23 protein-coding genes are annotated in these 25,736 nt (G+C 36.7%); 13 read left to right on the top strand and 10 right to left on the bottom strand.

Annotation, left to right across the window (positions count from 1 at the left end):
• Positions 1 to 9: 9 nt before the first annotated feature.
• Positions 10 to 270 (bottom strand): 30S ribosomal protein S20, encoded by a 261-nt coding sequence (gene rpsT, locus PHV22_RS06295; RefSeq protein WP_299946437.1) that lies wholly within the window; start codon positions 268 to 270, stop codon positions 10 to 12.
• Positions 271 to 556: 286 nt separating this feature from the next.
• Between rpsT and glmM the strand changes: the two genes are divergently transcribed.
• The 7 genes from glmM (at position 557) to PHV22_RS06260 (ending at position 7,549) form a co-directional block, all read left to right on the top strand.
• The gene (gene glmM / locus PHV22_RS06290) at positions 557 to 1,897 is read left to right on the top strand and encodes a phosphoglucosamine mutase (RefSeq protein ID WP_299946433.1); all 1,341 of its coding nucleotides are present in this window, start codon (positions 557 to 559) and stop codon (positions 1,895 to 1,897) included.
• Positions 1,890 to 2,351, top strand: coding sequence for a signal peptidase II (gene lspA / locus PHV22_RS06285; RefSeq protein WP_295021609.1), 462 nt, complete (start codon positions 1,890 to 1,892; stop codon positions 2,349 to 2,351). The genes glmM and lspA overlap by 8 nt, the downstream gene beginning before the upstream one ends.
• 73 nt (positions 2,352 to 2,424) lie before the next feature.
• The gene (tig, locus tag PHV22_RS06280) at positions 2,425 to 3,726 is read left to right on the top strand and encodes a trigger factor (protein WP_299946429.1); all 1,302 of its coding nucleotides are present in this window, start codon (positions 2,425 to 2,427) and stop codon (positions 3,724 to 3,726) included.
• Between the two features lie 5 nt (positions 3,727 to 3,731).
• Positions 3,732 to 4,322, top strand: a complete 591-nt coding sequence (clpP, locus tag PHV22_RS06275) for an ATP-dependent Clp endopeptidase proteolytic subunit ClpP (protein WP_295021613.1) — start codon at positions 3,732 to 3,734, stop codon at positions 4,320 to 4,322.
• Between the two features lie 18 nt (positions 4,323 to 4,340).
• Entirely contained in the window at positions 4,341 to 5,405 is a 1,065-nt protein-coding gene (locus PHV22_RS06270) for a GGDEF domain-containing protein (RefSeq protein ID WP_295021615.1), read from the top strand.
• 15 nt (positions 5,406 to 5,420) lie between these two features.
• Positions 5,421 to 5,945 carry a peptide deformylase gene (gene def / locus PHV22_RS06265; protein WP_295021617.1) on the top strand — a complete coding sequence of 175 codons (525 nt, stop codon included), beginning with the start codon at positions 5,421 to 5,423 and terminating at the stop codon, positions 5,943 to 5,945.
• Positions 5,946 to 6,040: 95 nt separating this feature from the next.
• Positions 6,041 to 7,549, top strand: a complete 1,509-nt coding sequence (locus PHV22_RS06260) for a YifB family Mg chelatase-like AAA ATPase (protein ID WP_295021619.1) — start codon at positions 6,041 to 6,043, stop codon at positions 7,547 to 7,549.
• 190 nt (positions 7,550 to 7,739) lie between these two features.
• Here PHV22_RS06260 and metH read toward each other — a convergent pair whose 3' ends face one another.
• Positions 7,740 to 11,231, bottom strand: a complete 3,492-nt coding sequence (gene metH, locus PHV22_RS06255) for a methionine synthase (RefSeq protein ID WP_299946417.1) — start codon at positions 11,229 to 11,231, stop codon at positions 7,740 to 7,742.
• Positions 11,232 to 11,448: 217 nt separating this feature from the next.
• Between metH and ccoG the strand changes: the two genes are divergently transcribed.
• Positions 11,449 to 12,882 carry a cytochrome c oxidase accessory protein CcoG gene (ccoG, locus tag PHV22_RS06250; protein WP_299946414.1) on the top strand — a complete coding sequence of 478 codons (1,434 nt, stop codon included), beginning with the start codon at positions 11,449 to 11,451 and terminating at the stop codon, positions 12,880 to 12,882.
• 1 nt (position 12,883) lies between these two features.
• Here ccoG and mobA read toward each other — a convergent pair whose 3' ends face one another.
• The 3 genes from mobA to PHV22_RS06235 form a co-directional block, all read right to left on the bottom strand.
• A complete protein-coding gene (gene mobA, locus PHV22_RS06245) occupies positions 12,884 to 13,456 on the bottom strand; it encodes a molybdenum cofactor guanylyltransferase MobA (protein WP_295021624.1) in 573 nt (190 codons plus the stop codon).
• Between the two features lie 3 nt (positions 13,457 to 13,459).
• Positions 13,460 to 14,566: an OmpA family protein gene (locus tag PHV22_RS06240; protein ID WP_295021625.1), complete on the bottom strand. Its 1,107-nt coding sequence runs from the start codon at positions 14,564 to 14,566 to the stop codon at positions 13,460 to 13,462.
• 72 nt (positions 14,567 to 14,638) lie between these two features.
• Complete coding sequence (locus tag PHV22_RS06235) at positions 14,639 to 15,898, bottom strand: 3-isopropylmalate dehydratase large subunit (protein WP_295021627.1); 1,260 nt, start codon at positions 15,896 to 15,898, stop codon at positions 14,639 to 14,641.
• 105 nt (positions 15,899 to 16,003) lie between these two features.
• On the opposite strand from PHV22_RS06235, the gene PHV22_RS06230 reads away from it, so the two are divergent.
• Entirely contained in the window at positions 16,004 to 16,690 is a 687-nt protein-coding gene (locus PHV22_RS06230; protein ID WP_295021629.1) for a pseudouridine synthase, read from the top strand.
• Positions 16,691 to 16,812: 122 nt separating this feature from the next.
• On the opposite strand, the gene PHV22_RS06225 is transcribed toward PHV22_RS06230, so the two are convergent.
• Both PHV22_RS06225 and PHV22_RS06220 read right to left on the bottom strand, forming a co-directional pair.
• On the bottom strand, positions 16,813 to 18,060 hold the full coding sequence (locus tag PHV22_RS06225; RefSeq protein ID WP_299946409.1) for an O-antigen ligase family protein: 1,248 nt from the start codon (positions 18,058 to 18,060) through the stop codon (positions 16,813 to 16,815).
• 136 nt (positions 18,061 to 18,196) lie between these two features.
• A complete protein-coding gene (locus PHV22_RS06220; RefSeq protein WP_295021633.1) occupies positions 18,197 to 18,706 on the bottom strand; it encodes a hypothetical protein in 510 nt (169 codons plus the stop codon).
• A gap of 225 nt (positions 18,707 to 18,931) precedes the next feature.
• On the opposite strand from PHV22_RS06220, the gene PHV22_RS06215 reads away from it, so the two are divergent.
• Both PHV22_RS06215 and PHV22_RS06210 read left to right on the top strand, forming a co-directional pair.
• The gene (locus PHV22_RS06215; RefSeq protein ID WP_295021635.1) at positions 18,932 to 20,146 is read left to right on the top strand and encodes a NifS family cysteine desulfurase; all 1,215 of its coding nucleotides are present in this window, start codon (positions 18,932 to 18,934) and stop codon (positions 20,144 to 20,146) included.
• A 148-nt stretch (positions 20,147 to 20,294) separates the two neighbouring features.
• On the top strand, positions 20,295 to 21,269 hold the full coding sequence (locus PHV22_RS06210; protein ID WP_295021637.1) for an iron-sulfur cluster assembly scaffold protein: 975 nt from the start codon (positions 20,295 to 20,297) through the stop codon (positions 21,267 to 21,269).
• Here the strand turns inward: PHV22_RS06210 and PHV22_RS06205 are convergent.
• The 3 genes from PHV22_RS06205 to PHV22_RS06195 are packed head-to-tail and all read right to left on the bottom strand — an operon-like array spanning position 21,266 to position 23,237.
• On the bottom strand, positions 21,266 to 22,099 hold the full coding sequence (locus tag PHV22_RS06205) for a UDP-N-acetylmuramate dehydrogenase (RefSeq protein WP_295021639.1): 834 nt from the start codon (positions 22,097 to 22,099) through the stop codon (positions 21,266 to 21,268). The two genes, PHV22_RS06210 and PHV22_RS06205, sit on opposite strands and share 4 nt — an antisense overlap.
• Complete coding sequence (gene fliQ / locus PHV22_RS06200; protein WP_295021641.1) at positions 22,099 to 22,365, bottom strand: flagellar biosynthesis protein FliQ; 267 nt, start codon at positions 22,363 to 22,365, stop codon at positions 22,099 to 22,101. The genes PHV22_RS06205 and fliQ overlap by 1 nt, the downstream gene beginning before the upstream one ends.
• Positions 22,365 to 23,237 (bottom strand): MqnA/MqnD/SBP family protein, encoded by an 873-nt coding sequence (locus PHV22_RS06195; protein WP_295021642.1) that lies wholly within the window; start codon positions 23,235 to 23,237, stop codon positions 22,365 to 22,367. The genes fliQ and PHV22_RS06195 overlap by 1 nt, the downstream gene beginning before the upstream one ends.
• Before the next feature lie 165 nt (positions 23,238 to 23,402).
• Here PHV22_RS06195 and recA point away from each other — a divergent pair, with 165 nt between their 5' ends.
• Positions 23,403 to 24,443, top strand: coding sequence for a recombinase RecA (recA, locus tag PHV22_RS06190; protein ID WP_295021644.1), 1,041 nt, complete (start codon positions 23,403 to 23,405; stop codon positions 24,441 to 24,443).
• Between the two features lie 22 nt (positions 24,444 to 24,465).
• Complete coding sequence (eno, locus tag PHV22_RS06185; RefSeq protein ID WP_295021646.1) at positions 24,466 to 25,734, top strand: phosphopyruvate hydratase; 1,269 nt, start codon at positions 24,466 to 24,468, stop codon at positions 25,732 to 25,734.
• Positions 25,735 to 25,736: the final 2 nt, after the last annotated feature.

Genomic DNA, 25,736 nt, shown 5'->3' with positions numbered 1-25,736 from the left:
TAGTTAGCCTTATATAGCGTTTACAGCTAAGTGAAGACGACTGATTTTTCTAGCAGCAGTCTCTTTTTTGAGGATACCTTTGCTTACAAATTTTTGAATTTGTTTATTAGCCACTTTTAATGCGTCAGTAGCTTCTGCTCTGTTGCCTGCATCAATTGCAGAACGAACACCCTTTACAATGTTTTTAAGACGAGTTCTGTAAAAACGATTTCGCTCTGCACGAACGATAGTTTGACGAATTCTCTTAACTGATGACTTATGATTTGCCATAATAGTCCTTCTATAAATTTAAGTCCGCAATATTAGCTTAAAAATAATTAAATTTAAGTTAAAGACAAGGTAAATAAATAATTATGGATTAGTTATGTTAAAATACAACACTTTTTACTTGATGTTACGCACCAAAACGAACGAGTCCGTCTTGGTGGGAGGGACTCCTCGTCCCTTCCAACCCCCTGAAGCTACGAAAAACTAGTTTTTCGAGAATTCTAAGGTGCTTTACGCTCTTTTTTATGGAAGTGCATAACATCAGTTTAACTCTCATAAAGGATATGGTATGAAACTTTTTGGAACAGATGGTGTAAGGGGCGAAGCTGGTTCATTTTTAACGGCTGGACTCGCTATGAGACTGGCGATGGCAGCTGGAATATATTTTAAAGCTCACTCGAAAAGTAATAAAATTTTAGTTGGTAAAGATACTAGAAGAAGTGGTTACATGATAGAAAATGCCATAGTCAGTGGTTTGACTGCAATTGGATATGATGTTATTCAGATTGGACCGATGCCAACTCCTGCAATTGCGTATATAGCAGGAAATATGAGATGTGATGCTGGAATAATGATTAGTGCTTCTCATAACTCTTTTGAAGATAATGGAATCAAATTTTTTGATGCCAATGGAGATAAGCTATCCCATGATGTTGAGCAAGAGATAGAGGAGATATATTTTAATGAAGAAAAGTTACTCGAAGCGCAAGTTCGTGAAAAAAAGATAGGAAAAGCTAAAAGAATTGATGATGTTGTTGGGCGATATATTGTTCAGCTGAAAAACTCTTTTCCTCGAGACTTGTCATTAAAAGATCTTAGAATTGTTTTAGATGCTGCTAATGGTGCTGGATATATAGTTGGACCAACAGTGTTAGAAGAGTTAGGCGCTGAGGTTATAGTTTTGCACAACAAGCCAGATGGATTTAATATAAATGAGGATTGTGGTGCTCTTCATACAAAAGATCTGCAAGAGAGTGTTGTTAAGTATAGAGCAGATTTAGGTATCGCTCTTGATGGAGATGCTGATAGAGTTGTAGTGGTTGATGAACGCGGTGAAGTAGTTGATGGTGATCATCTTTTAGGTGCGCTTGGTGTGTATATGAGCAAGAGTGGTACATTAAGAGGAGGGGGAATCGTCTCAACTGTTATGAGCAATCAAGGGTTGGATGATTTTATGAATGAAAATGGTTTGAAGCTTTTTCGTTCAGATGTCGGTGATAAAAATGTTTTAGAGGTTATGAAAAAAGAGGGAATTAACTTTGGTGGTGAGCAGAGTGGACATGTTATTGTTAACGACTTTGCAAAAACTGGAGATGGGCTTGTTACGGCTCTTCAGGTTCTTGCGCTTTTAATAAAAACAAAAAAGAGTGCTTCAGTCGCACTTCGCCCATTTAAACTCTATCCCCAAAAACTTGTAAATATACATGTAAAAAATAAAAAACCTCTAAAAGATATAGTAGGTCTAGAAGATAAACTAAAAGAACTCGACGCAAAGCATATCCGCCATCTTATCCGCTACTCTGGTACCGAGAACAAGCTAAGAGTGCTTTTGGAGGGAAAAAATGCCAAAGAGATGGATTTTTACATGGACGATATGATAAAGTTTTTTGAGAAAGATCTAAATGTATAATCAAAGTCTTCGTTTTTTAGCAATTTTACTCTTTAGTATGATTGGTGTTTTTGTGATTGACCAAAATATAAAAACACTTTTTGTAGAGGGTTTTAGATACTACGCTGAGTGCATAGACCTTGTTTTGGTTTACAACAAAGGCGTTGCGTTTTCAATGTTTTCATTTTTGCAGGAGTGGTTAAAATATATCCAGCTTGTTCTTGTTTTTGGAGTACTCGGGTATCTGATATATAAAAAAGAGTTGTGTTATGCATTTCCAGCTGGGCTGATGCTAGGCGGAGCGTTTTCAAACATATATGATAGATTTATTTATGGTGGCGTAGTGGATATGGTTTACTGGCATTGCGGCTTTGATTTTGCAATATTTAATTTTGCTGATGTGATGATAGATGTGGCTGTGGTTTGGTTTTTGGTGCTGAATTTTAAACCAAAATTTTGTGAGAAATCCCTCTAAAGATATAAAAAAGCAGATTTTTGATAAAATGGCTTCAAATTTAGTTATTACAAAAAAAGATAAAAGGAAATTGATGAAAATCAAAACAAACAAAATCAATAGTGCAAATGCAGAGATAGAAGCTGAGATTTCAAACAAGACAATAGACACAAACTTAGAGAAAATAGCAAAAGAGTTAACTAAAACTGTAGCCGTTCAGGGTTTTCGTAAAGGCAAGGTTCCTGTTGCTGTAGTAAAAAAACAGTACGGCAATCGTCTACTTCAAGATGCTGAAGCAGAGGCACTTCGTGATGTTTTAAATAGAGGGCTTGATGAGTTAAAAATTTCAAGTGATAGACTTATCGGGGAGCCAAATATCTCTAAATTTGATAAAAATGATGCTGGAATTTCTGTAACTGTAAAAATTGCACTTAGACCAGATATTGACCTTGGTAATTATGCTGATATGGTTAAAGATTTTGAGAAGCCTGTTATTGATGAAAAAGAGGTTGAAGTTAGACTTGAGAGACTTGCTGATTCTCAGGGAAAATTTGTAGACCTTAAAAAGAAAAGAGCTGCTAAAAATGGAGATAGTGCAATAATCGATTTTGAAGGCTCTATTGATGGTGTGTTGTTTGATGGTGGCGCTGCAAAAGAGTTTGCATTAGTTCTTGGTTCTAACCAATTTATCCCTGGATTTGAAGATCAAGTTGTTGGTATGAATATTGGGGAAGAGAAAATTGTAAAAGTAAAATTCCCAGAAAATTACGGCTCAGATGCTCTATCAGGAAAAGATGCAGAGTTTAAAGTTACTCTTCATAATATCCAAGAGAAGATTAAAGCTGAAATAGATGAAGCATTTGCCGCTAAAATGTTAGCTGGTCAAGATGATACTTCACTAGAGAACTTAAAAGCTCAAATTAAAGCACAGATGAGCCACGAAGCACTTGCAAAACTTTATAATGATGAGCTAAAACCTGCTCTTTTAGAGACTCTTGTTGAGAGTATTAAGTTTGATCTGCCTGAGTTTGTTGTTGAGCAAGAGATAGATGTGTCGCTAAATAAAAAAGCAAGTATGATGAGTGAAGATGAGATAAAAGAGCTTCGTGAGAGCACAGAAAAACTAGAAGCGCTTCGTGAGACTTTTCGTGAAGATGCACAAAGAAGTGTTCGTGCAACATTTATAATTGATTCTTTGGCAACTGCTGAAAATGTAAAAGTTACAGAAAATGAAGTAATGCAAACTATCTACTACGAAGCAATGCAGATGGGACAAGATCCTAAAGTATCTTATGACAAGTACAAAAATGCTGGTTATTTACCAGCTATTCAGATGTCAATGGTAGAGGATAAAGTTCTTACTCAGATACTAAACTCAAAAACTAAAGAAGCTTAAGCAGTATGAGTTATGTTCCATATGTAATAGAAAAAACAGCAAGAGGCGAGAGATCTTATGATATTTATTCTCGTCTTTTAAAGGATAGAATCATTATGTTAAGTGGAGAAGTTAATGACGCTGTCGCTTCTTCAATAGTTGCTCAAATGCTATTTTTAGAGGCAGAAGATCCAGAAAAAGATATCTATTTTTATATAAACTCTCCAGGCGGAGTTGTTACATCTGGAATGGCTATATTTGACACTATGAATTATATCCGCCCAGATATTGCAACTATATGTATCGGTCAAGCTGCCTCAATGGGTGCTTTTTTACTATCAAGTGGTACGAAGGGCAAAAGATATGCGCTTCCTCATGCAAGAATTATGATTCATCAACCCTTAGGTGGTGCGCAAGGACAAGCAACTGATATAGCCATTCAAGCCAAAGAGATTCTTCGTATGAAAGAGGAGTTAAATAAAATTCTTGCAAGTAATACAGGCCAAAGTATGAAGAAAGTGGAAGATGATACAGATAGAGATAACTTTATGAGTGCAGAAGAAGCCAGAATTTATGGCATGATTGATGAAGTTTTAATTAAGAGTAGTAAAAAATAGATTGTATTAGGAGTTGACATGGCGGATATTTTAAGAAGCAGAACTCGCAGAAACATTACTGGCACTCAGACTACCGAGAGTGTTACGCCGAAGCCTATGGAACAAAAGATAGTTGTTGAAGAGCTCGAAGGTGATATAGAAGCGTATGCAAAAGAAGTTTTAAGTTCACTTATAAAAGATGGATTGCCACCAACCCCTAATAATTTCTCACTCTATTTTGATAGACATTTAGACGACAAGAGCCAAAATACTCGCAAACAAATAGTTTCTATACTTGAGCTAGAAGAGAGTAATGAAAACGAAAACAGTATGACGCTAGAACAGAATCTCAAAAGTGGATTCTCATCAATAAGAGATATTTTAGGTGTAATAGCAAATCTTTATAAAAATATGAATCTTATGACTAAAATCTTAGAGAAAAGAAAAGAAGAACTTCAGGCATCTTCCGGGGTAAACGACTCTCTTAGTATTACCGCTTCTTTGGAGTCCGATATATCAAAACTAAACTCAATTTTAAAAAAACAGAGTGTAAATATCAAGAGTATGTATGATAATACTGCTGATATTATCAAAACTGTGGAGAGTGAAACAATTTTTGATAATCAGTTCGGTGTTTATAACAAACGATATTTAGTAGCAAAAATAGAGCAAGAGAGTGCTCTTATACAAAAACTAAATCATAAAAGCTCTTTGATTATGATAGAGCTATCTAAGGATTTAAAAAGCAGTATAACAAATGAAAAAGCTATTTTACTTATGACAAAAACTATTGCTAGACTTCTGCTTAAGACATCAAGAAGAAGCGATATGGTCGCATACTACGGTAGTGGAATATTTGCAATGCTTTTAAAGCATACGGATATCAATAGTGCAAAAAAAGCTAGCGAGAGACTTTGTGATCTTGTCTCAAGTAGTAACTTTTTCCTAGGGGACTATGAGGTACAGTTGAAAATTTCGATCGGAATAACAGACATAACTGAAAATTGCTCAGCACAAGAGATTATCGTTAGCTCAATGGATGCTATGGAAAAAGCTTATAATGATAAAGAGGTAGATTTTGCCGTTGCACTTAGAAAGACCTAAGGAGATTTTTAGAGTATGAATTTGGTAATAATTGAGTACCCAGATAAAAGATTAAAAGAAAAATCCAAAGAAGTTGAGAAGTTTGATGCAGAACTTCATGCTCTTTTAGACAGTATGAATAGAGTTATGATAAAGTCAAATGGTATAGGTCTTGCGGCTATCCAAGTCTCTCACCCTAAACGAGTACTACTTATAAATATTCCAGATGAGAGTGACACACAGAGTTTTGATGGGCTTATTGAGATGATAAATCCTGTTATAACAAAAAAAGTTGGAGAAACTGTCTACCAAGAGGGATGTTTGAGCGTCCCTACATTTTATGAAGATATAAAAAGATTTGAGACTATTTTTGTAAGTTATCAAGATAGAGATGGCAACACAAAACAGGTAGAAGCAGATGGTTTGCTTAGTATTGCAATCCAGCACGAGATAGATCATCTTGATGGAATACTTTTTATAGACAAACTAACCTATGCAAAAAGAAAAAAATTTGAAAAAGAGTATAAAAAAATGCTCAAAGAGAAAAAAGAGTTAAAATAACTTCCACCAATAAATATGACACTTTGTCATATTTTCCTCCGCTATAAAATAATTTCACTATGATTAACAATAAAATCTAAACTTAGGATTCTAAGATGAAAACTGTCTGTTGTGCTACTTATGAGGGAATGGATGCCAAGATTGTTCAAGTTGAGTCAACGCTTACAAAAGGGTTGCCATCTTTTTCCATAGTTGGTATGGCATCAGCTTCCATCACTGAGGCTAAAGAGCGGGTAAAGTCAGCACTTTTGAGCAATGAGTTCTCATTTCCACCAAAGAGAATCACTATAAATCTATCCCCGAGTGATGTAAGAAAGGAGGGGAGTCAATTTGATCTTAGTATTGCGCTTCTTATTGCACTTGATTATTTGAGTGATGATTTGAGTGAATGGTTTGTTTTTGGGGAGTTGGGACTTGATGGCAGTGTTAAGGAGAACAACCAACTCTATCCCCTCGTACTATCACTTGCAAATCAGCAAAGAATCAAAAAAGCAATCGTTCCGTTTGAGTCGCTAGAAAAACTCTCAAAAATTCCAAATATAGATTTTTATGGCGTTAAAAATCTACAAGAGGCGATGGGGCTTCTAAAAAATTTAAATAAAATTGTGCCAAATTCACAACAGAGCTCAATCGAGTATCCCTTTTATGAGGTAAATGGAGAAAAATATTACTACGCCAAAGAGTATGAGCTTGATTTTTCGGATGTTAAAGGACAAGAGATTGCAAAAAGAGCTGCTCTAATAAGTGCAGTTGGTTTTCACAATATACTTTTTGAGGGAAGTCCTGGTTGTGGAAAAAGTATGATTGCCTCAAGAATGAGGTATATCCTGCCACCGATGAGGTTTGATGAGATACTTGATGTCGCTAAGCTTGATGTAATGGAGTCAAAAGAACCGCAGTTTAAGCCGCACAGAAATATGCGAAGCCCACATCATACATCGACGCTTGCCAGTATTTTTGGCGGTGGAACACACAAGGCCATGATTGGTGAAGTCGGTTTGGCAAATTTTGGAATTTTAATGTTTGATGAACTTCCATATTTTCAAAAAAATGTTTTAGAAGCGCTCAGAGAACCTATGCAGGATAACAAAATACGCATCTCAAGAGTAAATTCAAAAGTAGAGTATCCAAGTAATTTTTTGTTTATAGGAGCCATGAATCCCTGCCCATGTGGAAACCTGCTTGACAGACGAAAAGAGTGTAGATGTAGTGATTTGGAGATTTTAAGATATAAAAATAGACTCTCCGAACCATTTCTAGACAGAATAGACATAAGCGTGACTATGCAAGCCGTTGGCATAGATGATAAATCAAGCTTTAGCTCACTTGAACTGCATAAAATGGTCGTAAAGGCTCATGCATTTTCAAAAAAAAGAGGACAAGTTGAGTTTAATGCAAAACTTAACGACGCCCAGATTGAGCAGTTTTGCAAACTAGATAATGAAGCAAAATCGACGCTTGCTATAGCGGTAGATAAGTTTACACTCTCTTTTAGAAGTATTAAAAAAATACAAAAAGTATCTCGAACTATCGCCGATTTGGATAGTTCAGAGAGTATAGAAAAAAGACATATTTTAGAGGCGCTTAGCTATAGAAGAAGATAATACTAAGCCTTTTACATGATACTTTTAGAGCCAGTCAATATCAAAATCAACTATAAAATTCTCGAAAAATTTGTTTTTTCTAAAGAAACATTTTTGCTATGCAAAAACCGCTTTTGCTTGTTTTGTAGCTTTAGAGGGTTGGAAGGGGCGGTGAGTCCCTCCCACCAAAATGGACTTGTTCGTTTTGGTGCTACACATTGTAGTAGGTTGCATTTGGATGGTAAACTACAAGTGCTGAAGTTGATTGTTCTGGATGAATCTGAAATGTTTCACTCAGTTCAATCCCAAACTCTTCTGGTCTTAGTAGGTCAAAAAGAGGACGATTAAGTTCCAAATCCGGACAAGCGGCATAGCCAAACGAATAACGACTCCCTTGATATCTGTTCATCTGAACATCTGCAAGTGAATTTTTCTCTCCATCGCTTATGTTTAAATCTAGTCTGATTTGTTTGTGAGCCATCTCTGCGAGCGCTTCTGCTAACTCAACTCCAAGTCCATGAAACTGGTAATACTCTGTAAAATTACCCTCTGCATATATCTCTCGCTCAATCTCGCTAAGTTTTGCTCCAGCGCTCACGCAAGTAAATGCCACAACATCATCTCTGTCACTGTGAAAAAAGTCACTAAGAGCGCGGTGTGGCTGTTTTGACTGGCGAGGGAAACTGAACTCTTTGATTGCATCCGCTTTTACTGTTAGCAGAGGTTCTCTATTTACCTCTGCATTGCTGTTATAACCTCTTGATTCATCAAAAATTAGAAGTTTGTTATCATCACTTCTGCATGGCCAGTAGCCATAAATAATAGTTGGTTCAAAAAGTTCTTCATCCAAAAATCGTTTTTTAAGTTTTTCATACGCAGGCCAAACAAGCTCATTTAACTGTTTCTCATACGCCTCTTCACTCATTCCTTTTGAGCCATATCCCCAGCGAGACTTAAAGAGTAGCTTATGGTTTATCCACTCAAATGCTAGCTCTTTTTGTGCTCTTGTTAGTTTTATTTCTCGCCTTCCCCAAAATGGAGGAGTAGGAATTTTAACATCTCGAGAGGGCATTTTTAGCTCCGCAAATGGTGGTATTACAACCTCTTTTTGCTCTTTTATAACCTTTTCTTGCTCATCTTTTCCATGAAGATTGGTATCAAAATTTCCCTTTTCAATCCTGCTCATGGCGGTTACACCATCAAAAGCATCTTTACAGTAAAAAATAGGGCCATCATAAATTGGACGGCAGAAATCATCTATAAAAGAGCGAGTAAGTGCGGCACCACCTAGAAGAACTGGGATTTTGATTCCTGCACTTTGAAGAGCCAAAAGATTTTCTTTCATGACTTGCGTTGATTTTACTAAAAGTCCGCTCATTCCAATTGCGCTACCATTTGACTCTTTTAGTGACTGTATAAACTGCTCAATATCTACTTTTATGCCTAAGTTTGCGACTTTATATCCATTATTTGAGAGAATAATGTCAACTAAATTTTTCCCAACATCATGAACATCCCCTTTTACGGTTCCAAGAATTAGTCTAGTATCAACCGCTTTATCAATTTTAGGAAGATAAGGATTTAGATAATCAACTGTTTTTTTCATCGTCTCAGCACTCTGCAGAACAAATGGAAGTTGCATCTGCCCAGAGCCGAAAAGCTCGCCGACTACTTTCATGGCATCTATAAGAATCTCATTTACTATCTTCTCTGGTGCTACTGTGTGTCTGGCCTCTTCAACAAGTGGAATCATCCTCTCTTTATCACCGTCCATAAGGAGTTTTGCGATTTTTTCTTCATGGCTCATGTTTAGATAAGCTTCATCTTCTGCCTCATTGTCAACCACTTCTTTGGTACTAAAATGCTCTATAAATGCAAAAAGAGCCTCTCCGTTTGGTTTGCGGTTGAAAATCAAATCATCACAAATCTCCTGTTCTTCTTTAGAGATTTTATTTAACGGAATGATATGTTTTACATTTATAATAACGCTTGTTAATCCAGCCTCGATGCAGTGATGCAAAAACATAGAGTTAAGATATGGTCTTGCGTCCTTGTCAAGTCCGAATGAGATATTTGAGAGTCCTAAAACTGCGCCAACTTCAGGGTGTCGCTTTCGCAACTCTCTTATGGCTTCGATTGTGTTTATCCCTGCTTCAAAATACTCACTATCACCACTTCCTAGTGTAAATGTTAGCAGGTCAAACACTAAATCCTCAGGATTAATTCCATGTTTTTTGGTTGCAAGATCGTAGATACGCTCTGCAATTTTTAACTTATCTTCAACTGTTTTTGCCATTCCGACTTCATCAATTGTCAGACAAACAAGAGAAGCGCCATATTTTTTAGCCAAAGAGCAGACAACATCGAACTTCTCTATCCCATCTTCAAGATTTACGGAGTTAATGATAGGTTTGCCACCAATAAGCTTTAGTGCCTCTTCAAGAGCAGCTGTTTGTGTGGAATCTGGCATCAGGGGAAGTGCAATTTTTTGAGCATAGAGACTCATAACAGAGTTCATATCTTTTGTCTCATCTCGCCCAGCAAAACCAACGCTCACATCAAGAACATGAGCGCCAGAGCGAACCTGCTCTTGAGCCACGCTAAGTGTACCTTCATAGTTCCCAGCTAAAAGAAGTTCTCGAAATGCTTTCGAACCTGTTGCGTTACTTCTCTCGCCAATAAGAAGAGGTGCGGGCTCTTGCATTAGTGGAACAGTTGAAAAAAGTGAAGCTAATGAATTTGGTTGCTCTCCTGATGCAGCTTTTGGAACTATTTTACTTACTCGATTGACAAGAGCGCGAATATGTTGAGGTGTTGTGCCGCAGCATCCACCCAGAAAACTAACACCATCATAGTTTAAAAATCTCTCTTGTTTATCTGCAAACTCATCTGGTCCCATCGGGTAGTAGGTGTATCCTCCACGATTTTGAGGAAGTCCAGCGTTTGCATGAACACTTATAGGCTTTCTCCAAAGCTCGCTCAGAGTTTTTACATGTTTTTCAACCTGTTCTGGTCCTGTTCCACAGTTAAATCCAAGACTTAAAATATCAAAAGGTTCGAGTATAGTTGTGATAGTTTGCACATCTGTTCCAATGAGCATACCGCCACTAAGTTCTATGGTTACAGAAACCATAACTGGAATCTCAACTCCTCTTTGCTTATTTGCCTCAGCACAAGCATGAAGTGCTACTTTTATTTGGAGTGGGTCTTGGCAAGTCTCAAGCAGGAAAACATCAACCCCACCATCTATGAGGGCTAAACAAAACTCTGTATAGCCAGCAAACATCTCATCATAAGCAATATGTCCTAAAGATGGAAGTTTCGTTCCTGGTCCAATAGAGCCTAGACAAAATCTTGGATGTTCTGGAGTTTGGAATTTTTCTATCTCTTTTTTTACAAGTTCTGCTCCAGCCTTTGTTAGCTCATAAGCACGATGACCTATGCCGTACTCCTCTAAAACCCAACTAAATGAACCAAAGGTGTTGGTTGTGATAAAGTCAGCCCCAGCCGTTAAGTAGGCATGAAAAATTTCGCTTAAAACTTCAGGGCATGTGACATTTAGAAGTTCATTACACCCTTCGTTCCCCTCCCATGCCTCTTTTGGAATTTTTTCATCTCTTTGTTGAAGCTGTGTCCCCATCGCACCATCAATGATAAGCGGACGAGTTTTTATAGTGTTTAAAATGTAATTTTTTGTTGCCATAATAAAGATCTTTTGTTGAAATAAGGGATGATTTTATCTCATTTGAACATAAAGAGGGCTTTTGACAAAGAGGTTTCACTGGAGCGTAAAATAACTTTAATCGTTTGTAGTTATAATGATATAAAATATAATACTTTTATATGGTTTAGTTATAACAATTATAATAACAAAATATTTTGATATAATTTTGTCAGAAAAATGTCATAGGAGTTGAGTGATGAGTGAATCTAAAGCAAATTTTAAAATACCGACTGCATGGAGGATAAATAGATACTATCTTTTTATATTTATAACAGCTTTTCTGCTAGTTCTTCCATGGATAAAGATAAATGAGAGCTACTTCTTTTTGTTAAGTTTTGATAACTTAAAGCTTCATCTGTTTTTTATTCCTTTTGATATGCAAGAGCTTTATCTCCTGCCATTTCTTCTTATGATACTTTTTTTGGGTATTTTTGGAATGACTGTAGTTGGTGGGCGCGTGTTTTGTGGATGGATTTGCCCTCAAACAATTTTTCGTGTAATTTATAGAGACCTTATAGAGACGAAGATGCTAGGACTTAGAAAACGGATTAAGAACAAACAGCAAGAGCCAGATATGACTCTTGCAAAAAATAAGATTAAAAAAGTGGTAGCGGTTTTAATTTGGACATTTTTGTCACTTCTTGCAAGTGCTGATTTGATCTGGTTTTTTGTTCCGCCTGAAGATTTTTTCCGTTATCTCATGAATCCAATGGAACATATAATTCTCTTTGGAACTCTTCTCTCATCGGCTATATTTCTCATTTATGATATTGTCTATCTGAAAGAGGATTATTGTATCTATGTTTGTCCTTACTCAAGAATCCAGTCGGTTCTTTATGATGAGAGCACCGTTATGGCGCTTTACAATACAAATAGAGGTGGACATATCTATGATGAGGAGAAAGTAAAGCAGTTCACAAAACAAAAAGATTTGCAAGTAAATGAGCCTCACGCTGAGTGTACTGCATGTGAGAGTTGTGTGACGGTTTGTCCAACGCACATAGATATTCGAAAGGGGCTTCAACTTGAGTGTATAAACTGTCTTGAGTGCGTTGATGCTTGTACTGTTGTTATGGGTAAACTCGGTAAACCATCACTTGTTACATGGTCGAGCGAATATGAGATAATAGAGAAAAAAGGCAAAACTCAATATTTCCGCCCTAAGGTTGTTGCGTATATTGTTTTACTTATTGGTTTGATGGTTGGCATGGGACTTATGGGAAGCAAAAAAGAGCATATGCTTTTAAATATAAATAAAGAAAATCGCCTCTACTCGGTTGAAAAAATGGGCGATGGTAGGGTAAAAGTAGAAAACGCTTATGAATTTTTACTTCAAAATACTCAAAACGAAAAGATGAATTTTTACTTTGAAGTTATTGCTCCAAAAGATTTAAAAGATAAAATCGAGATTGCTAAACCGAGCGAATCGTTCAGTGTTATTCCAGATATCAAAAAGAAAAAGATTGTAGTTTTAAGAACCTTTGATGCTTTAGTCAAAGACGCAAGACATGACACTATTATCCCAATAACTATCCGGGCTTACGCTGTTGGACATGAAGATAAGATAGTAGTTTTTAGAGAATCAACATTTACCTATCCGAGGGACGATGTGATTAAGAATGCGCAGTAATTTAAAGAAGTTTTAGAGCTTCTTGATACTCGCCTGGATTATTAAGGTTTAAAAATGTCGCCTCATTACTAAACTCTACGAAGTTTGTCTTTGCAGAGTTTAGTAAAAGCCCCAATTTATGGTTATCTTTTTCGAGCATATCTATAAATCTATCCTCAAGTGAGCGGTGATAAACCCCACACATTGGTTGAATCCCAAATCCTGTTTTTGCAATTGTTGCATCTGAGAGAGGCGTATCTTTTAACATAATTGCGTCTATCTCTTCTTGTCCTACAAAAGGCGAGTCAACACTAATGGCAAAAAATCTCTCACATTTTAACGCTTTAAAAATAGCTACAAATCCAGCTGTTGGAGCAAATATAGAGTTTGAACTAACATCTTCTATAAAGTTTGCATTAAAGTTGAATTTGGATCTATGTTTACATGAGATGTATACTGTTTTGAAAATTTTACTTAGATGAAAGAGTTGAAACTCTGTGAGTGTGTCAAAGTTGCCAAAGGGAAGAAGAGCTTTGTCCTCTCCCATCCGGCTTGATTTTCCACCTGCAAATATAACACATGGAATCTCAATCATTTTTTAGTTTTTGATTAGTTTAGCTTCAATTCTTCTGTTTTGAGCTTTACCTTCTGCTGTTTTGTTATCAGCGATTGGAGCCATTTGACCCATGCCAGATGCTTTGATTCTTTTTACATCAACACCCTCAGCAACGATTAGTTTTTTAACAGCCGCTGCTCTTTTTTCTGATAGTTTTTGGTTAGATGCTTTTTTGCCAGCATTATCTGTATGACCAACTATCTCTGCGCTGTACTCTGTTCTAGCTTTTAAGAAATCAGCAAACTCTTTGATATTAACTTTTGAAGCTGTATCAACTTTGCTTGAAGCAGTCTCAAAATTAACATGTAAATTTACGATTTTTGAACAACCATTTTCATCAACTTTATCACCAGCTGGAGTTGTTGGGCACTTATCAACAGAGTTTAAAACTCCATCTTTATCATCATCGCCATCAACTACGGCTACTGATGCTGCAACTGCTGCAACAACTTCTTCTTTAAGAGGTTCTTGTTGTTTTACAGGTTCTGCTTTTGGTTCTTCTTTAACTACAGCAGGTGCAGCTTTAGGCTCTTCTTTAACTACAACAGGCTCTTGCTTAGGTGCTTCTGTTTTAGTAGTTCCACCAAATGCGAAGTTGATACCAGCTAGAAGAGCTAAGTTATTATCCCATCTGTTGCTATTGTCTTTAAGCATGTAGATAGCCTCTAGTTTTAGAGCTATGTTGCTTGTAAGTGGAAGTTTTGCTCCAACACCAGCATCAACAAAAACGCTATCTCTGTTACCCGAGAAGCGATTGTTAAGCGTCTCGTATCCAGCACCAATTTTTGCTAATGGAACAAACATGCCGATTGAGTTAAACTCATGAACACCATTGATTGCCATGCGGTAAATGTCTGTGCTAGCAGAAGAGTTCTCATAATCTGAGTTAGTATATAAAAGAGTAAGCTCAGGCTTTAAGTAAGTGTCTGTGTTGTACTGAAGTTCAGCACCAAGAAGAAGTTGATTGTCTAGGTTGATGTTGCCCTCGGCAATATCGTAACCAACAACAGGTGTGATTTCATATTTGTAATCTTGCGCAGATAGTGCGCCACCAAGTAAAAGAGCTGGAATTAGTAGTAGTTTTTTCATTTTTTGACCTTATTTTAAATTTTGTGAATTATATACCGTTAAGCTTGGAGGGCTCATAGATATTTTTTTTACTTATCTAGGGTCGGCTATATAGCCATCAACAGCGGAGATTGCCGCAACTGCAGAGTTAGCCAGATATACTTTTGAGCTTCTGCTTCCCATTCGTCCAACAAAGTTACGATTCGTTGTAGCAACTGCCACTTCATTGTCTCCAAGAATTCCCATATATCCACCAAGACAAGCCCCACATGTAGGATTGCTCACAACTCCGCCAGCATCTACTATAATATCAATATAGCCAAGCTTGTTTGCTTCTCTGAGTATCATTTGTGTTCCAGGGGTTACAATAAGACGAACATCAGGATGAACTTTTTTACCTTTTAGTATCTCAGAAGCAACTTTTAAATCACTTAATCTTCCGTTTGTGCAACTTCCGATGAATGCTTGGTCTATCTTGATTCTGTCTTTTACTGCTTGATTTACGCTGTGTCCGTTTGATGGTAAAAATGGATAAGCTATGACTGGGTCAAGATTTGCAACATCAATCTCTAAAATCATCTCATATTTTGCATCAGCATCAGAGTGGTGGATTCTCGGCTCACGAGCAAGATTTTTATCACTTAAAAACTCTTTTGTTATAGCGTCATAGGCGACGATTCCGCTTTTTGCACCAGCCTCAATCGCCATGTTGCACATTGAAAATCTGTCATCCATACTCAAATGCTCAATCGTGCTTCCAGTAAACTCCAAAGTTTTATAAAGTGCTCCATCAACACCGATAAGGCGGATAATCTCTAAGATAATATCTTTACCGGTTGTGTATTTAGCAGGTTTTCCGCTTAGGTTTACTTTGATAGATTCAGGAACTTTAAACCAGTTTCCGCCAGTTACCATAGCAAACGCCAAATCAGTTGAGCCCATGCCAGTAGAGAATGCTCCAAGTGCGCCGTGAGTACAAGTATGGCTATCAGCACCGATAATCACATCTCCAGGGACAACAAGTCCTTTTTCTGGCAAAAGTGCATGTTCAATCCCCATGTCTTTTTCATCAAAAAAGTTTTTAAGGTCATATTTTTTTGCAAAATCACGAGAGATTCTAGCTTGATTCGCAGAAGCTATATCCTTTGCAGGGATAAAGTGATCAAGTACTATAGAAAATCCATCTGGATTTTCAAGTTTAGTAGCACCACTATCTTCAAAAGCTTTTATAGATATTGGAGTTGTGATGTCATTTCCTATTACCATATCGATGTTGCAACGGATAATTTCACCAGCAAAAACTTTATGCCCTACATGCTCGGAGAATATTTTTTCAGTTATAGTTTGTCCCATTACGAGCCTTTGAAAGTTTGATTTAATTCGCAATTATACCATCACACTGTTTGTTTAATCTAAAATTGGTATTATTTTATCTTCTTAAAAAGAGAGAAATAAAATATGAAAAATAGTTATAAAAGGGTTGATGCGCATCTCTCTAGTTTGGGGTACTGCACAAGAAGTGAGGCAAAGCTGTTTCTTAAGAAAAATCTTGTCCGTATTGATGGAGTAAGAGTTTTAGATCCAACCAAAAAAGCATATCACACTCAAATAACAGTAGAAAATGAACCTCTTGATGCCGAGACCATAACCATTCTTATGAATAAACCAAGCGGTGTTATCTGTTCTCATGATGACGCTGGAGAGCTTATTTACGCGTTACTTCCTCTTCGTTATCAAGGAAGAAATCCAAAAATATCAACTGTTGGCAGACTCGATATTGACACAACAGGGGCAATTTTGCTTACTGATGACGGAGATCTGAATCATCGCCTAACAAGCCCAAAAAGTACAGTTTCTAAAATTTATGAAGCGACTCTCGCTACTCCGCTTAGAGGTGATGAAGCAGAGATTTTTGCAAGTGGAAAATTGATGCTAAATGGAGAAAAAAAACCACTTCTTCCGGCTAAAATGGAGATGTTATTACCAACAAAAGTAAGATTAGAGATTTGTGAGGGGAAATATCATCAAGTAAAAAGAATGTTTGGAGCTGTTGGCAATAAGGTAATAGCGCTTCATAGAGTAAACTTTGATGTATATAGTGTAGAAGAGTTAGCTTTTGGAGAGTTTATGATTATTGCAATATAGGATTGATTGTTTATTGTCAAGCAAAAGTAGTTTTAAAACATTCTTTCAATCTTATGCTTTGCTGACGCATATAATTTTAATAAGTAGTTGTTCTTGGAGTAAAGCTTATACTAATATAAACATTATAATGCCATTTGCTTATTTGGTCTCTTAAGAGTTATACCTATAATAAGTGTAAATAAAATTGTCAAATATGAAACTGGAAAATTTCCTATAAACATATACAGTGTAAGCAATGCGAGCATAATAGATCCAATCGTTTTTATATCACGATTATCATCTAGTTGACGAAACATTACAGCAATCGTGATTAACCATAAAAATAATCCAACTATACCACCGTAAAGAGTAATCTGAATATAGGAGTTATGAAAATCACTGATATTGCCAATATCTGCTTGGTATTGAATCTTTTTTGTTGTAAGCACTTTATGAAGAGCATCTATGTCGTCTCCTATTCCAACACCAAAAAAAGGCTCTTCCCGTATAATCTCATATGCTGTGTGCCACATCATAAAACGAAGTCCAGTACTGTCACTCATGGCTGTGCGATGAGTTATTAGATGGTCGATAGAGCGATATGTTTCGATGGTTCGATTTTTAAAAATAGTACTGAAATTAAAAGCAAGAAAAAATACAGTAGTTAATACTGGAATAATAATAATAAGTGTTTTTAGTATACTTAATCGAAATTGAATCAATAAAAAAATAATTAATGCAAGCGCAAATGATAGTTGTCCAGTCCTTCCGACATTAAGAAAAAGATTTGCCATCATTGTTGTGATAAAAAAAATAAAGATTGCTTTCTGAAATAAAGTTTTTGTTTCACGAAAAAGCCTTATTGCTAATATAAAAATTGCAAGAACTAAAAAAATGCTATAGATGGTGTGGTGCATAAATGGACTCGGATCGGCTGATGACCAACTTTGCTTGAAGTGTATGACATTAAACATTATTAGATAAGAGAGTGTTTCGCTTATGGCCATGGCAGCTAAAAAAGCACTAATTATATATGGAAAGAAATAACGATTTATTGAAGTATAAAACATAGGTAACAATAATAAAAAATAGTATTTAAGTAGATGTGTTATCCCTAAATGCCAATTATTGCTCCACAATAGGCTGAGTACAAGGTAAGTGTAAAAAACTAAAATTACTTTAAACAGAGGTTCACTGCGAATCATTTTCCATTTTTTTTGCCAGTCTCCCTCAATAATCCATATAATTGCGAGGGCACTAAATAAGATGGCGTGACTTCCCTTAGAGAGTGGTATAGAAAATGCGAGTAAGATGGTTAGGTAGTTGAAAAGTTTGTTTTTATTAAATGATTTAAAATCCAAAGTGCTAAGAGAGCCTTTAAGTAATAGCATATAAATTTCCTTCTGTAATAACATTGCTTGAATTTTTTTGGTTGATTATCATGATGTTGAAATAATAACAATAAAAAAACTTGCCAAAAATACATTTGAAATAAGCTCTTTTGATTTTGGTATCCTTAGCTAAAAACTAAGCTTCAAATTTTAGTGCTTTTTTCATATATTCAGTTGAGCAAAAAAACAGAGCTGTAAAAATAGGATTTATCTTTACATAATCTTTTTCAAAATCAACTGTCTCAAAGATAGAAAATTCAAATCCGCCGCCTATATCTTTGTTGAGTGGAGTGATAATAAATTTTATTGGTGCTAGCGTTTTAACCATATTTATAGCTCTTTTTTTCTTTTTTTGATTATCAATGCCAATAAGATTAAAATCATGATTTTCTGAACTTTTATGGATAAAGAGTGTCTCCTCAAGTGCTATAAGTTTATCTTGAAAAACTACTTTGTTCCAGTTTATTACTAGGTTTGGAGATTTTATCTCACATCTTTTTGCGGTTAATGGATGTGGTTTTACTGCCCGAAGCGCCTCTGTAAGCCCTAGAAGAAAGTTCGCTCCACCTAGAGCCTCGGCTATTTTTGTCATAAAAATATGAAGAAATGCTTTTGTCTCTTCATCTTGTTTATTGAAATTACACATATTTGTCCTTTGGTAGCCAAGTTGCATAGACTTGAAGTTATGGAATTATAGCTTAAAACAAATGTAAGCACAGCCAAAGGCTCTTTTTAACTCTTAAACATGCACAGCTGATTGAGTTTGGTATATAAGTTTAAGCGTATCATAATAACAAATGAATTATCATATCAAAAGTTAAACAAGACTAATTTTGTCTGAATTAAATAACCCAAAAAAATAAGGTAATAAATGCAAGTTTACTTAGATAATAATGCTACAACCATGGTCGATCCATTGGTTGTTCAGGAGATGATGCCATTTTTTAGTGATATGTATGGAAATCCAAATTCACTTCACAAATTTGGCACAGCCTCTCACCCTGCTATCAGTAAGGCGATAGACCAAGTTTATAAGGCGTTAAATGCAAGTGATAGTGATGATATAGTTTTCACATCATGTGCAACAGAGTCAAATAACTGGGTTTTAAAATCAATATTTAGAGATTATGTTGTAAATGGAGATAAAAACCACATTATCACAACAGAGGTTGAACATCCATCTGTTTATGCGGCATGTAAAGCCTTAGAGGAAGATGGTGTAAAGGTTACATATTTGCCAGTAAACTCTCAAGGTATAGTTGAGTCTCACATCGTAAGAAGTTTTATCACTGACAAAACCGCTTTAGTATCGATTATGTGGGCTTCCAATGAAACAGGAATGATAAATCCTATAAAAGAGATTGGTGAAATCTGTAAAGAAAAAGGTGTTTTATTTCACACTGATGCCGTTCAAGCTGTTGGTAAAATTCCAGTAGATTTGCAAGATGTTCATGTAGATTTCCTCTCGATGAGTGCACATAAGTTTCATGGTCCAAAAGGAATCGGAGCTCTGTATATCAAAAACTCACAAAAACTCTCTCCACTTTTAAATGGTGGTGAGCATATGGGTGGCCGTCGTTCAGGGACGCTAAATGTTCCTTACATCGTAGCAATGGGCAAGGCGATAGAGCTAGCTACTACAAATATAGAGGAGAAGATGGCATCAATCAAAGCAAAAAGGGATCGTCTTGAGGACGCGCTCTTGGAGTTAAGTGATACTTTTGTAGTTGGAGACCGTGAGCACAGAACGCCTAACACAATTTTAATATCTATAAAAGGTGTTGAGGGTGAGGGAATGCTTTGGGATTTGAACAATGGACAAATTGGTGCTTCAACAGGAAGCGCGTGCGCTAGTGAAGACCTTCAGGCAAATACTGTAATGCTTGCTATTGGAGCAGATAACGAGCTCGCTCATACTGGTATTAGACTAAGTCTTAGTCGCTTTACAACTGACGGTGAAATTGACTATACTATAACCCATTTTAAAAAGTCAGTCGCACGCTTAAGGGCAATATCAAGCTCATTTGCTAAAGTGGGGCCAACTTTAGGTGGAGAGGCAAAAGAGTGTGAACTACATTTTCACTAATTAAACAGTTAAAAATAATCTGACACAAATGTGTCAAGCTTCAGTGTCATAGTGGCTAGCGTAGTGAAAGGGACGGGTTCCTTTTACGGACAAATCAGGGAAAAAGTTTCCTTGAATTTATAAAATAAATTAAAGGAAATAAAATATTATGGCAAAAAATGACTTGCTTGGCGCTTCTTTATGGGATGCGTACTCAAATAAAGTAACAACTCTTATGAACAATCCGAATCACCAGGGTGAGATAACTGAAGCTGAAGCTGAAACTCACGGAAACAAACTTATCGTCGCCGATTTTGGTGCTGAGAGCTGTGGGGATGCGGTGCGTCTTTACTGGGAAGTTGATCCAAAAACAGATATTATCGTTAACTCTAAATTTAAGAGTTTTGGATGTGGGACAGCTATTGCTAGTTCAGATATTATGACCGAGCTTTGTATTGGAAAAAAAGTTCAAGAGGCTGTAAAAATTACAAATATTGATGTTGAGTTCGCTCTTCGTGATAGCCCAGAAATCCCAGCTGTTCCACCTCAAAAAATGCACTGCTCGGTTATGGCATATGATGTTATAAAAAAAGCGGCAAGTCTTTATCTTGGAGTTGATTCTGAGAGTTTTGAAGAGGAGATTATCGTCTGTGAGTGTGCTCGCGTTAGCTTAAGAACACTTCAAGAAGTTATCAGATTGAACGATTTAACAACAATCGAGCAGATAACAGACTACACAAAAGCTGGTGGTTTTTGTAAGAGTTGTATCAAGCCAGGTGGACATGAAAAAAGGGAGTACTATTTAGTGGATATTTTAGCGGATACTCGTCGTGAGATGGATGAAGAGAAGATGAAAGCGGCAGCCGATGCAGGAAGTGGCGGAAGTTTTGAAGCTATGACTTTGGTTCAAAAAATCAAAGCAATAGATGCAGTTGTGGATGAGAATGTTCGTCAATTCTTAATTATGGATGGCGGAAATATGGAAGTTATTGATGTAAAAACAAGTGATGAATACATAGATGTCTATATCAGATATTTAGGTGCGTGTAATGGTTGTGCCAGTTCTGCAACCGGTACACTCTACGCTATTGAAGCAACACTAAAAGAGAAATTATCTAAAAAAATCAGAGTTCTTCCGATTTAACTCTCTCTTTGAGGGGGAGTCATAAATGGTGATTGCTCTCCCATGTAGTTAATATCTAAAATTACAATCTCACACTCAAGCCAAATTTTAAACTTCTCATAAACTCTTTTTTGTGCCTCTTGAATCAAGAAAACGGCATCTTCAAATACCCCATTCCCAGCGTTTACTAAAAAGTTCGCATGTTCTGTGCTAAACTCCATTCCGCCAACCCTGAAACCTTTTAGTCCGACTTCTTCAATTAGTCTGCCCGCATAATTTCCAGCTGGGTTTTTAAAGCAACTTCCAGCACTCGGCGTACTTGGTTGATTCGCGCGCATTTTTTTAAACATTTCAACTTTTAAACTGTCAAATCCATAGTCAATCTCAAATGAAGCCTCTAAAATAGGGCTATCTATCTTCGCATATCTATATCCAAAATCAATATCTTTTTTTTCTATAGTACCTTTACAAGTTTCAATAGCGATAAGATAATTGAAAATCTCATACTCTTTAAGTCCGGCGTTCATATAGACAATGCCGCCGAGTGTGCCAGGGAGGTGAGATAAAAATTCAAAATTTGCAATGTTGTTTTTTTTACAAAATGAGGCAATTTTACCAGAGGGAGTTGCTCCGCCGATAATCAAAGTGCTGTTTTTGATTTTTATATAGTCATAAACTTTGCTTAGTTTAACGAGTGGTGGTGGCTTTTTACCAACCAAAATATTGTTGCATGAGCCGATAAGATAGTAGTTTTGAGGCAGTTCTTCGCACGCATTCAAAAGAGATACCTCAAAAATGCCCCCAATTTTAAAGGAGGAAAATTTAGAGAAGTCTATGCTTTTTTTACTCATCAATCAACAAAAGTTGGAATCATATTAAATACATGAAGCGAAAAATCGACCATCGTGTTTATCATCCATGGCATAGTTAAAATTATCACAACAACAACACCAAGTATTTTGGGGATAAAACTTAGCGTCATCTCGTTTATCTGTGTGGTGGCTTGAAATATACTAACCGCCAAACCCAAAAGCATACCAGTTAAAAGTCCTGGAAGTGCTAGGATGATGGCGACTTTAAATGTCTCAATCCCAAGCGCTATTAATTTTGCTTCCATTATGAGTTTCTCAGTTCTTTGTAGTCTGTCGGTATTGTAAAATCTTCAGCTTTTATAGGTGCATCATAAAGACCGTGCTTGTAGCCTAGTTCAAAAAGTTTGTTTATAGCGCGGTACTGGATTTCACTTAACGAAATTGAGTCATCGTTTGCATACAGTTCTAAGTATTTTTCCAAAGTTTTTGCATCTATGCGAACCAAATCTCTCTCTAATAGCATTTGAGATAATTTTTCTTTGTGCTCTCTCGCGACTCTAACTGCTTTTGTTAGAGTTTCTTCATAGGTAATAGCCTTATTTAAGGGGATAGAGCGGATAATTGCCATGCCACCAAGAGGAAGAGGAAGTTCATCTCCTGCTAGTTCTTGCCAGATATCCCACATCTCTCGCTCTACTTCAAGTTCATTGCCGTAAGTTAAAATGCTCTCATGAATCAAAACACCAGCATCGACAACCCCATCAAGAACAGCCTGTTCAATCTCTAAAAAGTTCATATAAGTAACTCTTGCATCTGGGTATGCTATGCGAAAAAGCATGGCGTTCGTGGTCTCTTTTCCACTAAGGGCAACTTTGAAATTTCTCTTTAGTGTCACGCCTTTTCTTTTAATAATTTTTGGTCCATAGCCCTCGCCAAAGCTTACAGCGGTTCGAAGCAGAGCATAATTATCTCTTATGTGCGGATATAGAGCAAAACTTATGGCAACAATTTCGTAGCTACTTGAGAGAGCTTTTTCATTTAAAGTCTGAATATCTTCGGCAATATTCTCAAATGTAACACCATCCATATCAACCCATCCAAATTTAATGGCATAGTACATAAAGATATCATCAGCGTCTGGAGAGTGTGCAATAAGGGTTTTTTTCAAGTTTTTCATCCATTATTAGTATTAGCTAAATTTTAACCAAATAAGGATAAAATCTCACTAATTTATATAGGAATTTCTATATAAAAAAAGATAAATATGACAATTTGCAATATTTTTTAACCAATGTCATAAATTAACATACAATAGTCTAAATTTAAAATAAGTGAGTCCAAAATGGATGCAAATAAACAAAAATCATTAGACTTGGCAATGAAACAGATAGACAAAGCATTTGGAAAAGGTGCTTTAATGAGACTTGGCGACAAAGAGATAGTGCCTATTGAGTCAATTAGTACTGGCTCACTTGGGCTGGATTTAGCTCTTGGCATTGGTGGCGTTCCTCAGGGAAGAGTGATTGAAATTTATGGACCTGAGAGTTCTGGTAAAACAACTTTAGCTCTTCAGATAACAGCAGAGTGTCAAAAAGCTGGTGGGGTTTGTGCGTTTATAGATGCAGAGCATGCTCTTGATGTTATTTATGCCAGAAATCTTGGTGTCGATATAGACAATCTTCTTGTTTCTCAGCCGGATTACGGAGAACAGGCTCTTGACATTGTTGAGACAATTGCAAGAAGTGGAGCAGTTGATCTAATAGTAATTGACTCGGTTGCAGCGCTTACACCAAAATCTGAAATTGAGGGCGAAATGTCTGATCAGAATGTAGGAGTTCAAGCTAGGCTTATGTCAAAAGCACTTCGTAAATTGACTGGTATTTTACACAAGATGAACTGTACTGTTATATTTATTAACCAGATCCGTATGAAAATCGGTATGATGGGCTATGGTTCTCCGGAGACAACAACTGGTGGGAACGCGCTTAAATTTTACGCATCGGTTAGAATTGATGTAAGACGAATAGCATCACTTAAACAGGGCGAGAATAACATCGGCAATCGTGTTAAAGCAAAAGTTATAAAAAATAAAGTCGCACCTCCATTTCGTCAGGCAGAGTTTGATATAATGTTTGGCGAAGGTATTTCAAAAGAGGGCGAACTAGTCGATTATGGCGTCAAGCTTGATATCATAGATAAAAGTGGCGCATGGTTCTCTTATGAAGATATAAAATTAGGTCAAGGGCGTGAAAATGTCAAGGCTAAGTTCAAAGAAGAACCAGCTTTAGCTCGAGAGATTGAAGAGAAGATAAAAACTGCCATGGGCATGAATAATATTATGATTATGGGCAGTGCTGACATCGAAGAAGAAGAAGAACAATAGATAGAAAATAAAAGGCGGACAAATGATATTTATAGATAGCGTAAGTGCAATTGAAGTTATGGACTCTCGAGGAAATCCGACAGTTAAAACAACAGTAGAGTTGAGTGATGGAACAAGAGAGAGTGCAATTGTACCCTCGGGGGCAAGTACTGGCAAAAGAGAAGCACTAGAGCTTCGTGATGGTGGCAGTAGATATATGGGGAAGGGCGTTTTAAAGGCAGTTGAAAATGTAAACTCTCAGATCTCTGATGCACTTATTGGCCTCTCGCCTTTTAATCAAGCCATAATTGATGCGATTATGAAAGAGCTAGATGGAACTGATAACTATGAAAACTTAGGGGCAAACGCGGTTCTTGGCGCATCTATGGCAGTGGCTCGTGCAGCAGCAACAAGCCTAGGAATCCCACTTTATCGCTATCTGGGGGGCGCTAATGCCATGGTTGTTCCTGTCCCTATGCTAAATATCATAAATGGTGGAAGTCACGCTGATAACTCTGTAGATTTTCAAGAGTATATGATTATGCCTATTGGTTTTGAAGATTTTGCAACTGCACTTCAAGCGTCTGCCGAGGTTTATCACAACCTAAAAGCAATACTAAAGACAAGAAAACATAATACTGCGCTTGGTGACGAGGGCGGTTTTGCTCCAGACTTAGGTTCAAATGAAGAGCCAATCCAAATCATTATGGAAGCGATAGAAAAAGCAGGATATAGAGCTGGAGGGCAGATTGCAATAGCACTTGATGTAGCCGCTAGTGAGCTTGTAGCTGATGGTGGATATAGACTTGATAGTGAAAATCGTACAGTTACTTCTGCACAACTAGTAGATTATTATGTTGATTTATGTTCTAAATATCCAATTGTATCTATAGAAGATGGACTTAGTGAAGACGATTGGGATGGATGGAAGCTTTTAACTGAAAAATTAGGAGACAAAATTCAGCTTGTTGGAGATGATCTCTTTGTGACAAATGCAACTATTTTAAATGAAGGAATTCAAAAGAATATTGCAAACTCTATCCTTATTAAACCAAACCAAATTGGTTCAGTTAGCGAGACAATGCAGACAGTTCGTCTTGCCCAAAGAAATGGCTATAAGTGCGTTATGAGCCATCGTTCAGGAGAGAGTGAAGATGCTTTTATAGCTGATTTTGCTGTTGCGCTAAATTGTGGTGAGATTAAAACAGGCTCAACTGCAAGAGGCGAGAGGACTGCAAAATACAACCGTCTTTTAGAGATAGAAAATGAAATTGCTTATGGCGAATACTTAGGTTCAACACTTTTTAGATAAGA

The sequence above is a fragment of the Sulfurimonas sp. genome (assembly GCF_028713515.1).
In the GTDB taxonomy this organism is placed as follows: domain Bacteria; phylum Campylobacterota; class Campylobacteria; order Campylobacterales; family Sulfurimonadaceae; genus Sulfurimonas.
This window is presented reverse-complemented; position numbering and strand designations above follow the sequence as displayed.

Excerpts from the sequence above, each read along its gene's own strand:
- rpsT (WP_299946437.1), bottom strand. The coding sequence starts at position 270 with ATGGCAAATCATAAGTCATCAGTTAAGAGAATTCGTCAAACTATCGTT.
- glmM (WP_299946433.1), top strand. The coding sequence starts at position 557 with ATGAAACTTTTTGGAACAGATGGTGTAAGGGGCGAAGCTGGTTCATTT.
- lspA (WP_295021609.1), top strand. The coding sequence starts at position 1,890 with ATGTATAATCAAAGTCTTCGTTTTTTAGCAATTTTACTCTTTAGTATG.
- tig (WP_299946429.1), top strand. The coding sequence starts at position 2,425 with ATGAAAATCAAAACAAACAAAATCAATAGTGCAAATGCAGAGATAGAA.
- clpP (WP_295021613.1), top strand. The coding sequence starts at position 3,732 with ATGAGTTATGTTCCATATGTAATAGAAAAAACAGCAAGAGGCGAGAGA.
- PHV22_RS06270 (WP_295021615.1), top strand. The coding sequence starts at position 4,341 with ATGGCGGATATTTTAAGAAGCAGAACTCGCAGAAACATTACTGGCACT.
- def (WP_295021617.1), top strand. The coding sequence starts at position 5,421 with ATGAATTTGGTAATAATTGAGTACCCAGATAAAAGATTAAAAGAAAAA.
- PHV22_RS06260 (WP_295021619.1), top strand. The coding sequence starts at position 6,041 with ATGAAAACTGTCTGTTGTGCTACTTATGAGGGAATGGATGCCAAGATT.
- metH (WP_299946417.1), bottom strand. The coding sequence starts at position 11,231 with ATGGCAACAAAAAATTACATTTTAAACACTATAAAAACTCGTCCGCTT.
- ccoG (WP_299946414.1), top strand. The coding sequence starts at position 11,449 with ATGAGTGAATCTAAAGCAAATTTTAAAATACCGACTGCATGGAGGATA.
- mobA (WP_295021624.1), bottom strand. The coding sequence starts at position 13,456 with ATGATTGAGATTCCATGTGTTATATTTGCAGGTGGAAAATCAAGCCGG.
- PHV22_RS06240 (WP_295021625.1), bottom strand. The coding sequence starts at position 14,566 with ATGAAAAAACTACTACTAATTCCAGCTCTTTTACTTGGTGGCGCACTA.
- PHV22_RS06235 (WP_295021627.1), bottom strand. The coding sequence starts at position 15,898 with ATGGGACAAACTATAACTGAAAAAATATTCTCCGAGCATGTAGGGCAT.
- PHV22_RS06230 (WP_295021629.1), top strand. The coding sequence starts at position 16,004 with ATGAAAAATAGTTATAAAAGGGTTGATGCGCATCTCTCTAGTTTGGGG.
- PHV22_RS06225 (WP_299946409.1), bottom strand. The coding sequence starts at position 18,060 with ATGCTATTACTTAAAGGCTCTCTTAGCACTTTGGATTTTAAATCATTT.
- PHV22_RS06220 (WP_295021633.1), bottom strand. The coding sequence starts at position 18,706 with ATGTGTAATTTCAATAAACAAGATGAAGAGACAAAAGCATTTCTTCAT.
- PHV22_RS06215 (WP_295021635.1), top strand. The coding sequence starts at position 18,932 with ATGCAAGTTTACTTAGATAATAATGCTACAACCATGGTCGATCCATTG.
- PHV22_RS06210 (WP_295021637.1), top strand. The coding sequence starts at position 20,295 with ATGGCAAAAAATGACTTGCTTGGCGCTTCTTTATGGGATGCGTACTCA.
- PHV22_RS06205 (WP_295021639.1), bottom strand. The coding sequence starts at position 22,099 with ATGAGTAAAAAAAGCATAGACTTCTCTAAATTTTCCTCCTTTAAAATT.
- fliQ (WP_295021641.1), bottom strand. The coding sequence starts at position 22,365 with ATGGAAGCAAAATTAATAGCGCTTGGGATTGAGACATTTAAAGTCGCC.
- PHV22_RS06195 (WP_295021642.1), bottom strand. The coding sequence starts at position 23,237 with ATGAAAAACTTGAAAAAAACCCTTATTGCACACTCTCCAGACGCTGAT.
- recA (WP_295021644.1), top strand. The coding sequence starts at position 23,403 with ATGGATGCAAATAAACAAAAATCATTAGACTTGGCAATGAAACAGATA.
- eno (WP_295021646.1), top strand. The coding sequence starts at position 24,466 with ATGATATTTATAGATAGCGTAAGTGCAATTGAAGTTATGGACTCTCGA.